Here is a 16,186-nt window from a genome sequence, read left to right on the forward strand (position 1 = left end):
ATGATCGGTGGAACGAGGATCGGCGAGAGACGGAGCTTCACGCTTCCGACCCGCTTCGTGCCTGCCATCGAGGTTGCCGTCCTCGCGCTAGCGGTTGCGATCGGGATCGGCAGCTACTTCATCCTTTCCGGAGACGGCGAGCGGCAGCGACTGCTGACGCCGCCGCTCGTGGCGCTGCTGCTCGTCGCCAATCTCATCCCCAACATGGCGCTACTGGTCCTGCTCGGGCGCCGGGCGGCGATGCGGCGCGCGGCACGCTCGTCGCTGGGCGCGACCGGGCAGCTGCACGTCCGGCTGGTGGCGAGCTTCTCGCTTCTCGCCAGCGTGCCGATGCTGGTGGTGACGATCTTCGCATCGCTGCTGTTTCAATACGGCGTCGAGTTCTGGTTCTCCGACCGCGCCCGCAGCATGCTCGAAAACGCCAATGCGATCGCCCAGGACAGCTACGTCCAGATGCGCGACGGCGTGTCGAGCAACACCGTTGCCATGTCCACCGATCTCGCGGCGACCCTGAAGGCGTCGTCCCTCGACAGCATCGACTTTCAGAACTACTTCGCGTGGCAGACCTACGCCCGATCGCTGTCGGAAGCGGCGATAGTGCGCGTGACGGGAAATCAGGTACAGACGTTCGCGCTCGTGAATCCCTATGATCGGGACATCGAGCAGCAGATCAGCCTGGCGGCGGTCCGCAAGCTGCGTGCCGGGGAACCGCAGGTCATCGACGAGGTCGACGGCCGCTTCAAGGCGCTGGTGCCGTTTCCGGGCGAGCGCAACGCCTATCTCTACACCGCGCGGGTCTTCGACCCGCAAATGACGCTCGCGCGCACGCGTTCGGCAGCAGTGCTCCGCGACTATCAGACGCTGCTCAGCCGCTCGCGCTCGTTGCAGATCCAGTTCAATGCCGCACTGTTGATCATCTCCCTGCTCATCGTCGGCCTGGCAGTCCTCGCGGCACTTGCGGTTGCCGACCGGCTGGTTCGACCGATCGTCCAACTGGTCGACGCCGCCCGCAAGGTGGCCAGCGGCGATCTCACCGCGCGCGTGGATGCACCGCGCAGCCGGGACGAGGTCGGCGTGCTGGCATCGGCGTTCAACATGATGACCGAGCAGCTCAGCGCCCAGACCAGCGAACTGGTCGCCGCGAACGAGCAGATCGACAGCCGCCGCGCGCTGATCGAGGCGGTGATGTCGGGCGTGAGTGCCGGCGTCATCTCTATAGGACCAGACCGCACGATCCGCGTGGTCAACGCCTCCGCCGCCGAGCTTCTAGGTACCGAGGCGACCGAAGCGGTCGGCCAGCCGCTGTCGCACGTCGCGGCCGAACTCGACGCGGCGGTCGCCGGGGGCACGCGGGAGGCCATCGTTCAGTTGCAGGTGCGAGGCGAGGCCAAGACGCTGGCGGTCAAGGTCACACGGAACGACGGCAGCCTGATCCTCACCTTCGACGACATCACCCAGCAGCTGCACGATCAACGCCGCGCCGCGTGGTCGGACGTGGCGCGCCGGATCGCGCATGAGATCAAGAACCCGCTGACGCCGATCCAACTCGCGGCGGAACGGCTCAAGCGCCGCTACGGACGGCAGATCGAGAACGACGACGGCACCTTCGCCAAGCTGACCGACACGATCGTGCGGCAGGTCGGCGACCTTCGGCGGATGGTCGACGAGTTCTCCTCCTTCGCGCGGATGCCCAAGCCGGTGTTCCATGAGGAGTCGATGGTCGACATCGCGCGCCAGGCCGTGTTCCTGCACGAAGTCGCGCATCCAGAGATCGACTTCGTGATGGACGCGGACGAGTGCATCCCGCCGGTGGTGTGCGATCGCCGCCAGTTCGGCCAGGCACTCACCAACATCGTCAAGAACGCCGTCGAGGCCGTCGGTGCGCGGCCCGAAGATGCGCCCAAGGGTCGCGTCGCGGTGGCGCTCCGCAGGCTCGCGGGCGATCAGTTGCAGCTCCATGTCGCCGACAACGGCATCGGCCTGCCGGTCGAGCGCGACCGCATCGTCGAGCCCTACATGACCACTCGCGCGCGGGGTACCGGTCTGGGTCTGGCGATCGTCAAGAAGATCGTCGAGGAACATTTCGGCACCATCGACTTTGGAGACCGTGAAGGAGGAGGCACCGTCGTCACCATCACCCTCGATCTGAACGTACTCGCCGCCCTGGAGGGCGCGGGCGCAGACAATGATTTCACTGGCCCGGAAGGTACTCAGCGCCAAGCCATGCTTACCCGGAACGGAACGGCTCGCCCATGAAGCTCGATATCCTCGTCGTCGACGACGAAACCGACATCCGCGATCTCGTCTCCGGCGTGCTGGAGGACGAAGGTTACGAGACCCGCGGCGCGGCCGACAGCGACGCCGCGCTGGAGGCGATCGCCGCACGCCGGCCGTCACTGGTGCTGCTCGACGTCTGGCTGCAGGGCTCGCGGCTGGACGGGCTCGAACTGCTCGACGTCATCAAGGAGCGCGACCCGACGCTGCCGGTGCTCGTGATCTCCGGTCACGGCAACATCGACACCGCGGTCGCGGCGATCCGGCGCGGGGCGGTGGACTTCATCGAGAAGCCGTTCGAGGCCGAGCGGCTGCTGTTCCTGGTTCAGCGCGCGACCGAAACCGAACGGCTGCGCCGCGAGGTGGCGACGCTGCGCGTGTCGGCGGGCCGCGAGGAAGATCTGACCGGCAGTTCGGCCGCGATCAACGGCGTCCGCGCGACGCTCAAGCGCGTCGCCTCGACCGGCAGCCGGGTGCTGATCACCGGCGGACCGGGGGTGGGCAAGGAAGTGGCCGCGCGGCTGCTCCACGGCTGGAGCCAGCGCGCGAACGCGCCGTTCGTGATCGTCAGCGCGGCGCGCATGACTCCGGAGCGCGTCGAGGAGGAACTGTTCGGCGTGGAGGAGGGGGCCGAGCTGGTCCGCCCTGGCCTGCTCGAACAGGCGCATGGCGGCACGCTGTTCCTGGACGAGATCGCCGACATGCCGGTCGCAACCCAGGCGCGGATCCTGCGGGTGCTGACCGACCAGAGCTTCACCCGCGTCGGCGGGCAGCGCGTGGTCAAGGTCGACGTGCGCGTCGTCTCCGCCACCTCGCGCGATCTGCAGGACGAAATCGCCGAGGGCCGCTTCCGCGAGGATCTCTACTACCGGCTCAACGTCGTTCCGGTCGCGATCCCCGCGCTCACCGACCGGCGCGAGGACATTCCTGCGCTGGTCGAGCATTTCGTCGCGCACTACGCCTCGGAACGCCGGGTGCCGACGCCCGAGATCGCGCCCGACGCGATGGTGGCGCTGCAATCCTACGAATGGCCCGGCAACGTCCGCCAGTTGCGCAACGTCGTCGAGCGAACCGTTATCTTGGCACCGGGCAACCGCATCGGCCGCATCGACGTCGACCTGCTCCCGCCCGAAGTGCTCGGCACGCCGGGGGAAGGGGGCGCGGGGATCGGCGCCAATGCGATCATGGGCGCACCGCTGCGCGAAGCGCGTGAGTCGTTCGAACGCGAGTATCTGCGGGTGCAGATCCGGCGTTTTTCGGGCAACATCTCGCGCACCGCGAGCTTCATTGGGATGGAGCGCTCGGCACTCCATCGCAAGCTCAAGCTGCTCGGAATCACCGAAACGCGTGGCGACGAGTAGCGGCGACGAGTAGCATGGTGGACGCGGCACGATCCGCGCCTTAAATCACCCCCGCACCGTCGTGGTGACGGGGCCAAGCGGAAATGCCGCCAAAAACAAGGGCAGGACAATGGCCGAAAAGAACAGCTCGCTGCAGGACCTCTTCCTCAACGCGCTCCGCCGATCGAAGACCCCGGTGACGATGTTCCTGGTGAAGGGCGTCAAGCTGCAGGGGATCGTGACCTGGTTTGACAATTTCTCGGTGCTGCTGCGGCGCGACGGACAGTCGCAGCTGATCTACAAGCACGCGATCTCGACGATCATGCCCGCCGGACAGGTCGATCTCGACCCGATCGTCGCGGCCGCCGCCGAACAGAGTTCGCGCAACGCGCTGCTGCAGGAGATCTTCCTCAACGCGGTGCGCAAGAACCAGGAAAGCGTCACCATGTTCCTGGTCAACGGCGTGATGCTGCAGGGGCAGATCGCCGCGTTCGACCTGTTCTGCATGCTGCTCCAGCGCGACGGCGTGTCGCAGCTGGTCTACAAGCACGCGGTGTCGACGATCCAGCCGGCGCATCCGCTGAACCTGGCTGAGGAACAGGCCGGGACGGACGCGGATTGAGCACCGGGTTCGAACGCGACGCCGAAGAGTTTGCCCGCGGTGCCCGCGCGGTGGTGGTGCTGCCCGACATGGGCGGCTCCGCCCGCGATGCCGACGCGCGGCTTGCCGAGACAGCCGGGCTTGCCCTCGCGATCGGGGTGGAGGTGCACGAGCGCATCGCGTTCCGCGTCCGCCAGCCCAAGCCCGCGACGCTGCTCGGCAGCGGCCAGGTCGAGACGCTTGCGGAGACCGTAAGAGACGCCGAACTCCAGCTTGCGGTGTTCGACGCCGCGCTGACGCCCATCCAGCAGCGGAACCTGGAAAAGGCGCTCGGCTGCAAGGTCATCGACCGCACCGGTCTGATCCTGGAGATCTTCGGCGAGCGTGCGCGTACCGCCGAGGGACGGCTGCAGGTCGAACTCGCCCACCTCGACTATCAGGCGGGCCGCCTGGTGCGCAGCTGGACTCACCTGGAGCGACAGCGCGGTGGCTTCGGCTTCCTCGGCGGCCCGGGCGAAACCCAGATCGAGGCCGACCGCCGGCTGATCCGCGACCGGATGGCCCGGCTGCGGCGCGAACTCGAAAGCGTGTCGCGGACGCGCGGCCTGCATCGCGATCGGCGCCAGCGGGCGCCGTGGCCGGTGGTGGCGCTCGTCGGCTACACCAACGCGGGCAAGTCGACGCTGTTCAACCGGCTGACCGGCGCCGACGTCATGGCCGAGAACCTGCTTTTCGCGACGCTCGACCCGACGCTGCGCCAGATTTCGCTGCCCGGGATCGACAAGGCGATCCTCTCCGACACGGTAGGCTTCGTCTCGGATCTGCCGACGCAGTTGGTGGCGGCGTTCAAGGCGACGCTGGAGGAGGTGGTCTCGGCCGACCTGCTCGTCCACGTGCGCGACATCGCGCATCCCGATACCGAGGCACAGGCCGACGACGTCGAGGCGGTGCTGGCGGAGATCGGCGTCGACGAGACGACGGTGCGGATCGAGGCTTGGAACAAGCTCGACCTGCTCGACGGCGACGATCGCACCGAATTGGAAGGCGAGGCCGCGCACCGCGAGGATGTGGTCGCGCTCTCAGCGCTGAGCGGGGAAGGGGTCGACACGCTGTTGCGGACGATCGCCGACCGTCTGACGATGGGCCATCGCCGCTATCGGATCGCGCTCGGACCCGAAGACGGCGCCAGCGCGGCTTGGCTGCACGCGCACGGCGAAGTGGTCGATCACTGGATGCAGGACGACCGCGCGCTGTACGACGTGCGCATGGCACCGGCGGATTACGATCGCTTCCTGACACGCTGAGGGGCGGGTGCTGCACCGGCCGATCCCGTCATCCCAGCGAAAGCTGGGATCTCAGGCGATCGGCCCGGGCAGGAGCCGCGGGAGACCCCAGCCTTCGCTGGGGTGGCGGAACGGTTGCGAAGAGAGATGTGGATCGGTCCGCGCGGGCGTTCCTCACCCTCGCTCCGCCGCCTTTGCGTCGCTCCACAAGCCTTCCTTCTGCTCCAGCGACAGCCCCACGAAGGTGTCGCCGGCCTCCGCTTCCATCGCCGCGAACCGACGCTCGAACTTGGCGTTGGTGGTGCGCAGCGCCGCTTCGGGATCGACGCCCAGGTGGCGCGCCCAGTTGACGACTGCGAACAGCAGGTCGCCGATCTCGCCAGCACGCTCGGCATCGCTTGCCTCCGCGATTTCAACGAGTTCCTCATCGATCTTCGCACGCGGTCCGCTCGCATCGGGCCAGTCGAAGCCGACGCGTGCGGCGCGTTTCTGCAGCTTTTCGGCGCGCGCGAGGGCTGGCAGCCCAAGCGCGACGCCGGCGAGTGCGCCGGTCGGCGCGTCCGACGTCTTCGCGCTGCGCTCGGCCGCCTTGATCGTCTCCCAGCCGGGGCTCGCGTCCGCGCCGCCGAAGATGTGCGGGTGGCGACGCTCCATCTTGTCGCTGATCGACGCGACTACGTCGGGAAGCGCAAACTTTCCGGCTTCCTCGGCGATGCGGCTATGGAAGACGACCTGGAGCAGCAGGTCGCCGAGTTCGTCCTTAAGATCGGCGATGTCGTCGCGTTCGATCGCGTCGGCAACCTCATAGGCTTCCTCGATCGTGTACGGCGCGATGGTCGCGAAGCTCTGCGCACGATCCCATTCGCAACCGTGTTCGGGGTCGCGCAGCCGCGCCATGATCGCAACCAGCCGTCCGATCATGGCAGGGCCCCCTTCGAATACACTGTGTTAGTCCGGTAATATGCATTATGTTAATCGCGGGTATCATTGCGGGGAGGTTCGAGGATCAGCGTATTCCCCTCGACCCGCCACGATCCGAGCCGCGACAGGAAGTTCATCCCCAGCACGTCGAAGTCGCCGAAGCTCGACGATACGACCACCGGCAGATCGTGCGCATCCAGGCCGTCGACCGTCAGCCGCTGCACGCGACCGCGCGCTGCCGGGATCGTTCCGTTGGCGGTGGTCAGCAGCACCGGCAGCCCGCCGGTCTCGACCCCGGCGCGTGCGGCAGTCTGCTTCGACAAGGCGGTCATCGTCGCGCCGCTGTCGATCAGCATCCGCCGTTGATAGCCGTTGAGATCGACGCGCGCCCAGAAATGCCCGTCCGGCGACTGGCGGATACGCACGGTGTCGCCCTCCACAGTCTGTTCCTGAAGACCCAGATCGTTCTTGATTCCGTCGAAGAGCGCGCCGAGTTCGTGGCGATGGGTCACCACCAGATAAGCCAGCGCGCCGATCATAATCCAACTGAGCAGCGACCGCAGGATCGCGCCGAAGCTCGGCCGTCGCGCGGTGAGCGCCGACAGCGCGAGCACCAACGCGCCGACGCCCCAGAGCAGCTGCGCGGAGTCGTCGAAGTTCACGCGACCAGTTCCAATCCGTCGTAGCCGGGCTCGACATGCTCGGGCAGCCGCGCCTTCACCGTCGCATAGTCCATGCTGTGGTCCATATGGATCAGCACCGAACGCGGATCCCCGCATGCCGACACCAGCGCCAGCGCTTCCGAGACGGTCGGATGCGTCGGGTGCGGCGCCTCGCGCAGCGCATCGACGACCATCAGGTCGCAGCCGCGGTAGAGCGCGACCATTGCGTCGGTAACGACGTTGAAGTCGGTGGCATAGACGATCGAACGGCCGCCGCTGTCGAAGCGCAGCCCGGCCGAATGGATATGACCATGCGGCTGATCGGTCGCGGATACGTCGATGTCGCCGATGCGCAGGCGATCGGGCAATTCCTCCGCCTGCACCGTAGCACGATAGCCGTTGCGGCCGAAAAAGGCGTACCCAAAGCGCTCGCGCAGCACCGCCAGTGTTTCCGGCCGGGCATAGCCCCGTACCGGCTGCCCGCGCAGGTGGAACAGCTGACGGAGATCGTCGATGCCGTGGCAATGGTCGGCATGGTCATGCGTCCACAGCACCGCATCGACGTCGCGGACGTCGGCGTCGAGCAGCTGCTGGCGCATGTCCGGGCCGGTATCGATCAGGATACGCGTGGTGGCCGTCTCGACCAGCGCCGACACCCGCGTGCGGCGGTTGCGCGGATCGCCCGGATCGCAGGCACCCCAGTCGCCGCCGATCCGCGGCACGCCCGAGGACGTGCCCGAGCCGAGAATGCGGATCTTCACGCGGCGGTTTTCGCGAACAGCGCGTGGAAATTGGCGCGGGTAGCTTCGGCGAGCGCGTCGCCATCCTCGCCACGCAGTTCGGCCAGGAACCGGCAGGTGTCGGCGACATAGGCCGGCTCGCCCAGCTTTCCGCGATGCGGCACGGGCGCCAGGAACGGCGCGTCCGTCTCGACTAGCAGCCGCTCGCGCGGCAGCCAGCGCGCGGTATCCTGCAGATCGCGCGCGTTCTTGAAGGTCACGATGCCCGAGATGGAGATGTAGAAGCCGAGGGCGAGCGCCTGGCGCGCGAAGTCGGCGGTGCCGGTGAAGCAGTGGATCACGCCGGGAAAGGCCCCCTTCCCCAGCTCGTCTCGCAGGATCGCCAGCGTGTCGTCTTCCGCATCGCGGGTATGCACCACCACCGGCAGTCCGGTCTCGCGACAGGCGGCGAGATGCGCGCGAAAGCTCGTCTGCTGGCGTTCACGGTCGGAGTGCTCGTAATAATAGTCGAGACCTGTCTCGCCAATCCCGGCCACCCGCGGATGCGCCGCCCGCTCGACCAGCCGCCGGGTGTCGACGTCCGGATAGCGGTCCGCCTCGTTCGGGTGGATGCCGACGGTCGCCCACACGTCGGGCTCGCGCTCGGCGGTGGCGATCACCGCATCCCACTCGTTCTCGCGCGTCGCGATGTTGAGCATCGCCACGACGCCGGTGCTGCGCGCGCGCGCCAGCACCTCCTGCTGCTGCTCGATCAGCCCCTTGTAGTTGAGGTGGCAGTGGCTGTCGGCGAGCTTCATGCGGGTTCCGCGACCGGTTCGAGCATCAGTCTGGGAAAGATGGGGGTCGGCGGCGCGATCCGGAAGTCCGCCGCGGCCGCGCGATCGTACCACCCGGCGTCGGCAAGCGCGGCATGGTCGCGCGCCTCCTGCCCCAGCTGGTCGAGCACGCGCCCCGCGGAGGTCGGGATCACCGGCCAGATCGTGATCGCCAGGTCGCGGATCGCGCGCACCAGCGTGCCGAGCACGGCGTGCATCCGCTCCGGATCGGTCTTGCGCAGCGCCCAGGGAGCCTGCACGTCGATGTACTGGTTGCAGGCAAAGACGCCGCGCATCCAGCTTTCCAGCGCCTGGCTGAGCGACAGCTCGGCGAACTCGGCGCGGAAGGCAGCGCTCGCCTCGGCAACCTGCGTCAGCAGCGCGGCGTCGGCGGGATCGCTGCGGCCCGGCGATGGCAGCGCGCCGTCCAGGTTCTTGGCGATGAACGACAGCGTACGCTGCGCCAGATTGCCGAAGCTGTTGGCGAGATCGGCGTTGGCGCGGGTGACGATCGCCTCGTCGGAAAAGGTGCCGTCCTGGCCGAAGCTGATGTCGCGCAGCAGGAAATAGCGCAGTGCGTCGACGCCGTAGAGACCGGCGAGCGCCATCGGATCGACGACGTTGCCGGTCGATTTCGACATCTTCTCGCCGCGGTTGAGCAGGAAGCCGTGGCCGAACACGCGCTTCGGGAGCGCGAGCTTCGCCGACATCAGGAACGCCGGCCAGTAGACCGCGTGGAAGCGGACGATGTCCTTGCCGATCAGGTGCAGATCGGCCGGCCAGAAGCGCGCGGTATCGCCGCCGTCCGGATAGCCCGCACCGGTCAGATAGTTGGTGAGCGCATCGACCCACACGTACATCACATGGCCGGGGCTGCCCGGCACCGGCACGCCCCAGTCGAAGCTGGTGCGCGACACCGAGAGGTCGGCAAGCCCGCCCTCGACGAAGCGCAGCACCTCGTTGCGGCGGCTTTCGGGCTGGATGAACTCGGGGTTGGCCGCATAGAAATCGAGCAGCGGCTGCTGGTACTTCGACAGGCGGAAGAACCAGGTCTCCTCCGCGGTCCATTCCACCGGCGTACCCTGCGGCGAGAGGCGGACGCCCCCTTCCCCGTCGGTCAGTTCCTTCTCTTCGTAGAAGGCCTCGTCCCGGACGGAGTACCAGCCCTCGTAGCGCGAGAGATACAGGTCGCCGGCATCGGCCATCGCCTGCCAGATCGCCTGGCTGGCGGCATAGTGCGTCGGCTCGACCGTGCGGATGAAGCGATCATACGCAATATCAAGCTTGTCGGCCATCTCGTGGAAATGGCCCGACATTTCATCGGAGAGCGCGCGCACTTCCATGCCCCGCGTGCGCGCAGTCTGCACCATCTTGAGCCCATGCTCGTCGGTGCCGGTCTGGAAGCGGACGTCGCGGCCCGCCTGACGGTGGAAACGCGCGATCGCGTCGGCGGCGATCATCTCATAGGCGTGGCCGATGTGCGGCTTGCCGTTGGGATAATGGATCGCGGTGGTGATGTAATAGGGCTCGGCCATGCCGTGTCCCTAGTGCATCGCCCCGCGCGATTGAAGCCCGTCCTGCAGTGCGAGCCGTGCGAGAATGCCGGCCATCTCGAACACCGTCGCCTGCGCGTCGAGCGACAGTGCCGGGGCGGCCGAGGCGAGCGCGCGCGCGGCCTGATAGGCGTCGAGTGCGGTGCGCAGCTCGGCACCGCGGCGATCGCGCGCGGTGGCAGCGATGAAGCTTGGGGCGCGTTGCAGGAACGCCTCGTAGCGCGGTTGCGCAGCCTTGCTGCCGAGCGCCTTGGCGAGCCGGCTGCGCTGCGCGTTGCCGGGATCGCCCTCGCGCGCGATCGCCGCCATCGCGCGCTCCAGCGCGGCGATGTCGAGCCCGGCGAAGGCGAGCGCCCGCCCGGGCGAGCCTTCGCCGCCGCGCACCAGCGCATCGCATTCGGTGTCGCTGACCTCCGGCGTCGTCTGGCGGATCACCGCGGCGACCTCGGCATCCGGCAGCCGCTCGAAGCGCAGCAGCCGGCAGCGCGAGCGGATCGTCGGCAACAGCCGGCCGGGCGCGTGGCTCACGAGCAGGAAGATCGTGCCGGCGGGCGGTTCTTCGAGGTTCTTGAGCAGCGCGTTGGCCGCCGCGGTCTCCAGATCGTCGATCGCATCGATCAGCACCACCCGCCGCTCGGACAGCGACGGCTTGGTCGCGAACAGCGGCTGCAGGCCGCGGACCTGTGCGATCGGGATGCTACGCGCGAGGTTCTCATCGGGCTTGGCCGGATCCTTGGGCTGACGTGCCATCTCGCGATAGTCGGGATGCGATCCCGCCGCGATCAGCGCGTGTGTGCGGTCTTCTGCCGGCAAGCTGCCGCCGCGCACCGGCACGCGCGGGTCGGCGGCGTGGGCGAGCAGCCGCATCGCCGCGATCCGCGCGAAGCTGGCCTTGCCGACGCCCTCGGGTCCCGCGAGCAGCCAGGCGTGGTGCAGCCCGCCGCGCTCGGCGGCGGCGAAGAAGGCGTCGTGCGCGGCGGCGTTGCCGACCGGCTCGCTCACGGCAGCAGGTCGGCCAGCGCGTCGATCAGCCGCTGGGTCACGTCCTCGGGCGTGCCGCGCGCATCGACGCGGCGGACCCGGTCGCCCTCCGCATCGGCGATGCGCGCGAAGGCGGCGGCGACCTCGGCGTGGAACTCGGGCCCGCGCGCGCCGAAGCGATCGGCGACGCCGCCATCGCGTTCCAGTGCCCGGTCCGCCCCCGCCCCCTCCGGCAGCGTCAGCAACAGCGTGCGGTCGGGCAGCAGCCCCTTCGATCCGAAGCCGTGCAGCGCCAGGATCGCGGCGTCATCGATCCCCTGCCCGCCCTGATAGGCGCGGGTGCTGTCGATGTAGCGATCGCACAGCACCCAGTGCCCCGCCTCGATCGCCGGGCGGATGCGCTTCTCGACATGGTCCGCGCGCGCCGCTGCGAACAGCAGCGCCTCGGCATGCGGGCTCCAGCGCGTCACCTCGCCCTGCATCAGCAGCCCGCGGATCGCCTCCGCGCCCTCGCTGCCGCCGGGCTCGCGCGTCACCACGACGTGCAACCCGCGCGCCTCCAGCGCTTCGGCGAGGCGGGCGGTCTGGGTCGACTTGCCGACGCCCTCCCCGCCCTCCAGCGAGACGAACCGGCCGCTCAAGCGCCGAACAGCGCCATCAGCCCCGCCCAGGCGCGGCCGAAGAACCCTGCCTCGTCGACGGCCTTCTCGGCGACCAGCGGCAGCCGCTGCGGCTCCATGCCGGGCGAGGTGATCACCAGGTCGGCGATGTGCTGGCCGGCCTGGATCGGCGCCTTGATGGGTCCCTGATAGACGACGGTGCCGGCAAGCTCGGTGGCGGCGCCCGCCGGCACGGTGACGGTCAGGTCGCGCGGCGCGACCAGCCCGACGGTGCTGCTGTCGCCCAGCTGGACGTCGGCGGTCTCGATCCGCTTGCCCTTCTTGGCGATCGGACGTGCGCGCCATGCGCGGAAGCCCCACTCCATGAAGCGCACCGATTCGCTGATCCGCTGGTTGAAGCTGGTGAGCCCCGCCAGCACCATCACCAGGCGGCGGCCGCTCTGCTCCGCCGATCCGGTGAAGCCGTAGCCGGCCTCCTCGGTATGGCCGGTCTTCAGACCATCGGCGCCGGCGACGCGGCCCAGCAGCGGATCGCGATTGGCCTGGGTGATGTCGTTGCCGGCACCCAGCGTCTTGCCCCAGGTGAAGCTCTCCAGCGAGTAGAAGCGCTTGTAGAGATCGGGGAAGTTCTGGATCGTCGCCGAGGCCAGCTTCGCCAGATCGCGCGCGCTGACGTAGGTGCGGCCTTCGTCCGGCCAGCCGTTGGACGTACCGAAGTGGCTGTTGGTCAGCCCCAGTTCCTTCGCGCGCTGGTTCATCAGGCTGGTGAAGGATTCCTCGGTGCCCGCCACGCCCTCGGCCAGCACGACGCAGGCGTCGTTGCCCGACAGGGTGATGATCCCCTTGAGCAGATCGTCGACGCTGACCTGCTCGTTGACCGACAGGAACATCGTCGATCCCGCCTTCGGCCCGTGCCAGCGCTCCCACGTCTCCGGGCGGACCTGGAACTTCTGGTCGAGCTTCAGATCGCCCTTCTTGATCAGGTCGAACGCCACATAGGCGGTCATCATCTTCGCCATCGACGCCGGCGGCATCCGCCGGTCGGCATCCTTCGAATAGAGGATCGCGCCCGAGGACAGGTCCTGGAGGTAGGCGACGGGCGCCGGCGTGTCGAACGGCGGCGCTGCCGCGACCGACGGGGTGATCGCAACGGCGGAGAGCAGGACGGCGGTAAGCAGCTTCTTCATCGTGTGGAGGCCTTGAGGTCAGTCGTTGCGAAGGATCGTTGCGTCGCCATAGCCGCTCGCGGCGGCTTGGGCACGCCCGCGTTCGGCGGCGGCGGTGTTCGGATAGGGGCCCATCCGCACGCGCACCAGTCTGCCGGCGCGGACGGTGAAGCCGCCGAGCCGGCGCGCGAGCGCCTCCGCGCGGTCGGCGTCGGACAGGGCCGCCACCTGCACCACCCAGCCGCCCGTCGCAGGCGGCGTGGCAGCAGGCGGCGCGGCAAGTGCTGTGGGGGGTGGCGGCGGCGATGCGGGAGCGGGCTGGGTTCCCGGCAGCGCTGTTGGCTTGCTCGGCGGCAGCTCGACCGTCTCTATCGCCTGCGGGCCGGGGACCGGCGGCGGGGCGGCAGCATTGGAGGACGGTGTGACCGGCTGCGGTGCTCCCGTCGGCGCGACGGGCAAGCGCTTGCGCAGCGCGGCGAGCAGCACCTGCGGCGCGTCCAGCCGGTTGAGGCTGCCACCCTCTGCTGCGGCGCGCTCGCCGGGCGCGGGCATGACCTGGCGGATGCGGACGGCGGCCGGCTCGCTGCCGACGCCGAACGCCTGCGCGGCAACTGGCGACAGCGCGACGAGATAGCCGGGGGCGACCGGCCCTTGCGCCCCGACCTTGAGGATCAGGACGCGACCGACGTCGAGCCGGGTCAGTTCGACGAAGCTGCCGACCGGCAGCGTCGGATGGACGACGAACACGCCCGTCGCCTCGGACGGCGCCGCGCCCGCCCAGCCGACTGCATCGTACCGCGCTTCCCCGGCGTCGGCCGGTGGCGGAGCTTGCAGCGAGGCGTCCTGCGGCGCCGGCGCGCTGTTGGCGCAGACCGCCAGCAGCAGCATCGGCAAGCCGCTAGCGTGCCACTTCATCGGCCAGCAGCCCCACCGACAGCGCGTAGAAGTTCGAGCAGTTGTAATCGAGGATCACGCGGTAATTGCCGGTCAACAGATAGGCGGTCTTGCCCGGACCATCGGGCTCGAGCAGCGTCGCCTGGATGCTGTCGTCGGGCCAGCGACCCGACTGTGGCACCACGCCCAGCTGGCGCCACTCGGCCATCGAGCGCCAGCGGCTATGCCGCTCGTGCACCCGCGGGCAGCGCGGCGACCGCGTCGGCGCGGTCAGCGCTCCGCGATCGAGGCCGGCGGGGACGGTCACCGCGACGCCCCAGGGCTGGCCCGGCCGCCAGCCGGCGTTGACGAAATAGTTGCCGATCGACGCGAGCGCATCCGCCGCATTGTTCCAGATATCGGCGCGGCCGTCGCCGTCGCCGTCGCGGGCGAGGCGCAGGTAGATCGATGGCAGGAACTGCGGATAGCCGGTGGCGCCCGCCCAGCTGCCCTTGAGGCTGTCGCGCGGCACGCCGCGATCGACCATCTTCATCGTCGCGATCAGCTCCGGCTCGAACAGCGCGCGCCGCCGCCCCTCGTAGGCGAGCGTCGCCAGCGAGCGCGGCAGGTCGAAGTTGCCGGTATAGCCGCCGTAGTTGGTCTCGTGCCCCCAGATCGCCACCATGATCGACTCGGGGACGCCGGTCTCCTGCTCGATCCGCATCAGCTTGGGCCGCTGCGCGCGATAGGCGTCGCGGCCGCGACTGATCCGCGCCGCGTCGACGTGCTTCGCCTTGTAGGGCGCGAACGCCGGGATGCTGGTACTAGCGGGACCGCCGCCGGGCTGGCCACGGTCGAGCTCGACCACGCGCGGGTTGTAGGTGAGCCCGTTCAGCACCGAAGCGATCGCCCGCTCGCTCACCCCGCCGGCGCGCGCCTTGGCGGCCACCCCCTGGAGATAATCCTGGAAGCCCGCTTCGTCCTGTGCCGCGGCCGAACCGCTGACCGTCATCATCGCCGCAAGGGCCAGCAGCCCCTTGCCCCATCTACGCATACCCGGCTCCCGCACGTGAACCGGCTCTGTGCCACAGCCGAGAGCCCGCGCGAAACCCCCAAGTGCCGAGAGGCTTGCACAAACCCGACCAGCCGCCGTAAGCGGGCGCCGAAGGAAAGGTGGCCGAGTGGTTTAAGGCAGCGGTCTTGAAAACCGCCGTGGGTTCACGCTCACCGTGGGTTCGAATCCCACCCTTTCCGCCAGCTTCTGTGCACCGGCAACAGGCGGGGCGACGAGTCTGACGGTGAGGTCACGGTGTTCGCTCCCGTTACGTAAGGGGCCAAATCTTGCGTGTCAGCAACAGCCGATCATCTACCGTGTAGGTCTGGAAGTACTCATAGTGGCCAAACAGGCTTTCTAGACCAGGCTGGTATCCAGCCGCGTGGGTCATTTCATCGAAAATATGGGCGAGCCATCTAACTACAGCGAGCGAGTAGAACCGCCCATATTTCTGCGCCCACTCCGACTGCCCAGTGCGTTCGGAGGCAGTCGCGACGTCTGTCATTCTGTTACCAGACTCATCCCGGAACCGCACGAGCGTGACGCGCCCAACGATCGCTTCGAACAAGGCGGCACGACTTTTAACACCAACTTCCCTTTTGGTACCGCGATAATCAGTATCCAGTATTAACTCGACCACTTCTGTCCACCATTTAGTGACAGGCTCGTTCGCAGGGTCAAACGACGGATTACCTATCGCTTCGAAGTTGGCGTAGCGCCCTTTGGAGGCATCCGAGAATGCGTCTAGGCAGCCGATAACCGCAGCACAGATAGCGTTTTCCGGTCCGATATGAGGAACTACTATGGCACGCTTCGTCGCAATTTCATCCACCTTCCCAATCAGCTTTTTTAATCGATGACCACTTTTCCGGACCATCTGCTGATTGGGCAGCGTGCCGGCGTTATCAAGCGCGTAGTCAGCAACCAATATGAGTTTTGCTAAACGCTCGATGCCAATTGAGAGTCCGAAGAACGCGGTGTAGTACTCGCCGAAACCGCTGCCATAAGTCGCGCGCCCTAGGGCGGTGGCTCCCGAACCAAGTATCTGGCTAACCAGCGACGCTTCGCGGTGCAATGCATTCCATTCAGGGATGGAGAAGGGATCCGACCGGCTCATCGCCAATGTATACTTTCGAACGCCGGGTTTGACCACTGAGGTGGAGAAAGGGCAACCCAGCGAATCAACTTCACTCGATCAGGTCTTCAAGCCGTTAAGTGTTGACCGACTTGGATGCTCAAAGACCTGGATGGTCAACAGAAGGCGAGCAGACCGCCTTGAACAGGCCACACCCCCTCGCGAGGG

At 68.0% G+C, this 16,186-nt stretch carries 15 protein-coding genes and 1 tRNA gene; 5 read left to right on the top strand and 11 right to left on the bottom strand.

The genetic code is table 11. The annotated features are described in order from the left end of the window. The 4 genes from ACBY01_RS00960 (at position 1) to hflX (ending at position 5,519) form a co-directional block, all read left to right on the top strand. Positions 1–2,256: a sensor histidine kinase gene (locus ACBY01_RS00960; RefSeq protein ID WP_416458871.1), complete on the top strand. Its 2,256-nt coding sequence runs from the start codon at positions 1–3 to the stop codon at positions 2,254–2,256. Beyond that, complete coding sequence (gene ntrX / locus ACBY01_RS00965) at positions 2,253–3,635, top strand: nitrogen assimilation response regulator NtrX (RefSeq protein ID WP_416458873.1); 1,383 nt, start codon at positions 2,253–2,255, stop codon at positions 3,633–3,635. Before ACBY01_RS00960 ends, ntrX begins: the two co-directional genes overlap by 4 nt. A gap of 64 nt (positions 3,636–3,699) precedes the next feature. Then, positions 3,700–4,236, top strand: a complete 537-nt coding sequence (gene hfq, locus ACBY01_RS00970) for an RNA chaperone Hfq (RefSeq protein ID WP_416458874.1) — start codon at positions 3,700–3,702, stop codon at positions 4,234–4,236. Then, complete coding sequence (gene hflX / locus ACBY01_RS00975) at positions 4,233–5,519, top strand: GTPase HflX (protein ID WP_416458875.1); 1,287 nt, start codon at positions 4,233–4,235, stop codon at positions 5,517–5,519. Before hfq ends, hflX begins: the two co-directional genes overlap by 4 nt. Positions 5,520–5,672: 153 nt before the next feature. Here hflX and mazG read toward each other — a convergent pair whose 3' ends face one another. The 10 genes from mazG to ACBY01_RS01025 are packed head-to-tail and all read right to left on the bottom strand — an operon-like array spanning position 5,673 to position 14,883. Then, positions 5,673–6,419, bottom strand: coding sequence for a nucleoside triphosphate pyrophosphohydrolase (gene mazG / locus ACBY01_RS00980; protein WP_416458876.1), 747 nt, complete (start codon positions 6,417–6,419; stop codon positions 5,673–5,675). 50 nt (positions 6,420–6,469) lie between these two features. Next, a complete protein-coding gene (locus tag ACBY01_RS00985) occupies positions 6,470–7,081 on the bottom strand; it encodes a retropepsin-like aspartic protease family protein (RefSeq protein ID WP_416458877.1) in 612 nt (203 codons plus the stop codon). Then, positions 7,078–7,842, bottom strand: a complete 765-nt coding sequence (locus ACBY01_RS00990) for an MBL fold metallo-hydrolase (RefSeq protein ID WP_416458878.1) — start codon at positions 7,840–7,842, stop codon at positions 7,078–7,080. The genes ACBY01_RS00985 and ACBY01_RS00990 overlap by 4 nt, the downstream gene beginning before the upstream one ends. Beyond that, positions 7,839–8,618 (bottom strand): TatD family hydrolase, encoded by a 780-nt coding sequence (locus ACBY01_RS00995; RefSeq protein WP_416458880.1) that lies wholly within the window; start codon positions 8,616–8,618, stop codon positions 7,839–7,841. The genes ACBY01_RS00990 and ACBY01_RS00995 overlap by 4 nt, the downstream gene beginning before the upstream one ends. Beyond that, entirely contained in the window at positions 8,615–10,171 is a 1,557-nt protein-coding gene (metG, locus tag ACBY01_RS01000; protein ID WP_416458881.1) for a methionine--tRNA ligase, read from the bottom strand. Before metG ends, ACBY01_RS00995 begins: the two co-directional genes overlap by 4 nt. 9 nt (positions 10,172–10,180) lie before the next feature. Next, positions 10,181–11,191 carry an AAA family ATPase gene (locus ACBY01_RS01005; protein WP_416458883.1) on the bottom strand — a complete coding sequence of 337 codons (1,011 nt, stop codon included), beginning with the start codon at positions 11,189–11,191 and terminating at the stop codon, positions 10,181–10,183. Next, entirely contained in the window at positions 11,188–11,811 is a 624-nt protein-coding gene (tmk, locus tag ACBY01_RS01010; RefSeq protein WP_416458885.1) for a dTMP kinase, read from the bottom strand. Before tmk ends, ACBY01_RS01005 begins: the two co-directional genes overlap by 4 nt. After that, complete coding sequence (locus ACBY01_RS01015; RefSeq protein WP_416458886.1) at positions 11,808–12,977, bottom strand: D-alanyl-D-alanine carboxypeptidase family protein; 1,170 nt, start codon at positions 12,975–12,977, stop codon at positions 11,808–11,810. Before ACBY01_RS01015 ends, tmk begins: the two co-directional genes overlap by 4 nt. Before the next feature lie 18 nt (positions 12,978–12,995). Next, positions 12,996–13,871, bottom strand: coding sequence for an SPOR domain-containing protein (locus tag ACBY01_RS01020; protein WP_416458888.1), 876 nt, complete (start codon positions 13,869–13,871; stop codon positions 12,996–12,998). After that, positions 13,855–14,883 carry a lytic murein transglycosylase gene (locus ACBY01_RS01025; RefSeq protein WP_416458889.1) on the bottom strand — a complete coding sequence of 343 codons (1,029 nt, stop codon included), beginning with the start codon at positions 14,881–14,883 and terminating at the stop codon, positions 13,855–13,857. Before ACBY01_RS01025 ends, ACBY01_RS01020 begins: the two co-directional genes overlap by 17 nt. A 113-nt stretch (positions 14,884–14,996) precedes the next feature. On the opposite strand from ACBY01_RS01025, the gene ACBY01_RS01030 reads away from it, so the two are divergent. Then, positions 14,997–15,086: transfer RNA gene (locus tag ACBY01_RS01030), tRNA-Ser, on the top strand. Positions 15,087–15,151: 65 nt separating this feature from the next. Here the strand turns inward: ACBY01_RS01030 and ACBY01_RS01035 are convergent. Continuing rightward, positions 15,152–16,000, bottom strand: coding sequence for a hypothetical protein (locus tag ACBY01_RS01035; protein WP_416458891.1), 849 nt, complete (start codon positions 15,998–16,000; stop codon positions 15,152–15,154). Positions 16,001–16,186 lie beyond the last annotated feature (186 nt).

Source organism: Sphingomonas mangrovi, from assembly GCF_047975845.1.
Taxonomy (GTDB): domain Bacteria; phylum Pseudomonadota; class Alphaproteobacteria; order Sphingomonadales; family Sphingomonadaceae; genus Sphingomonas.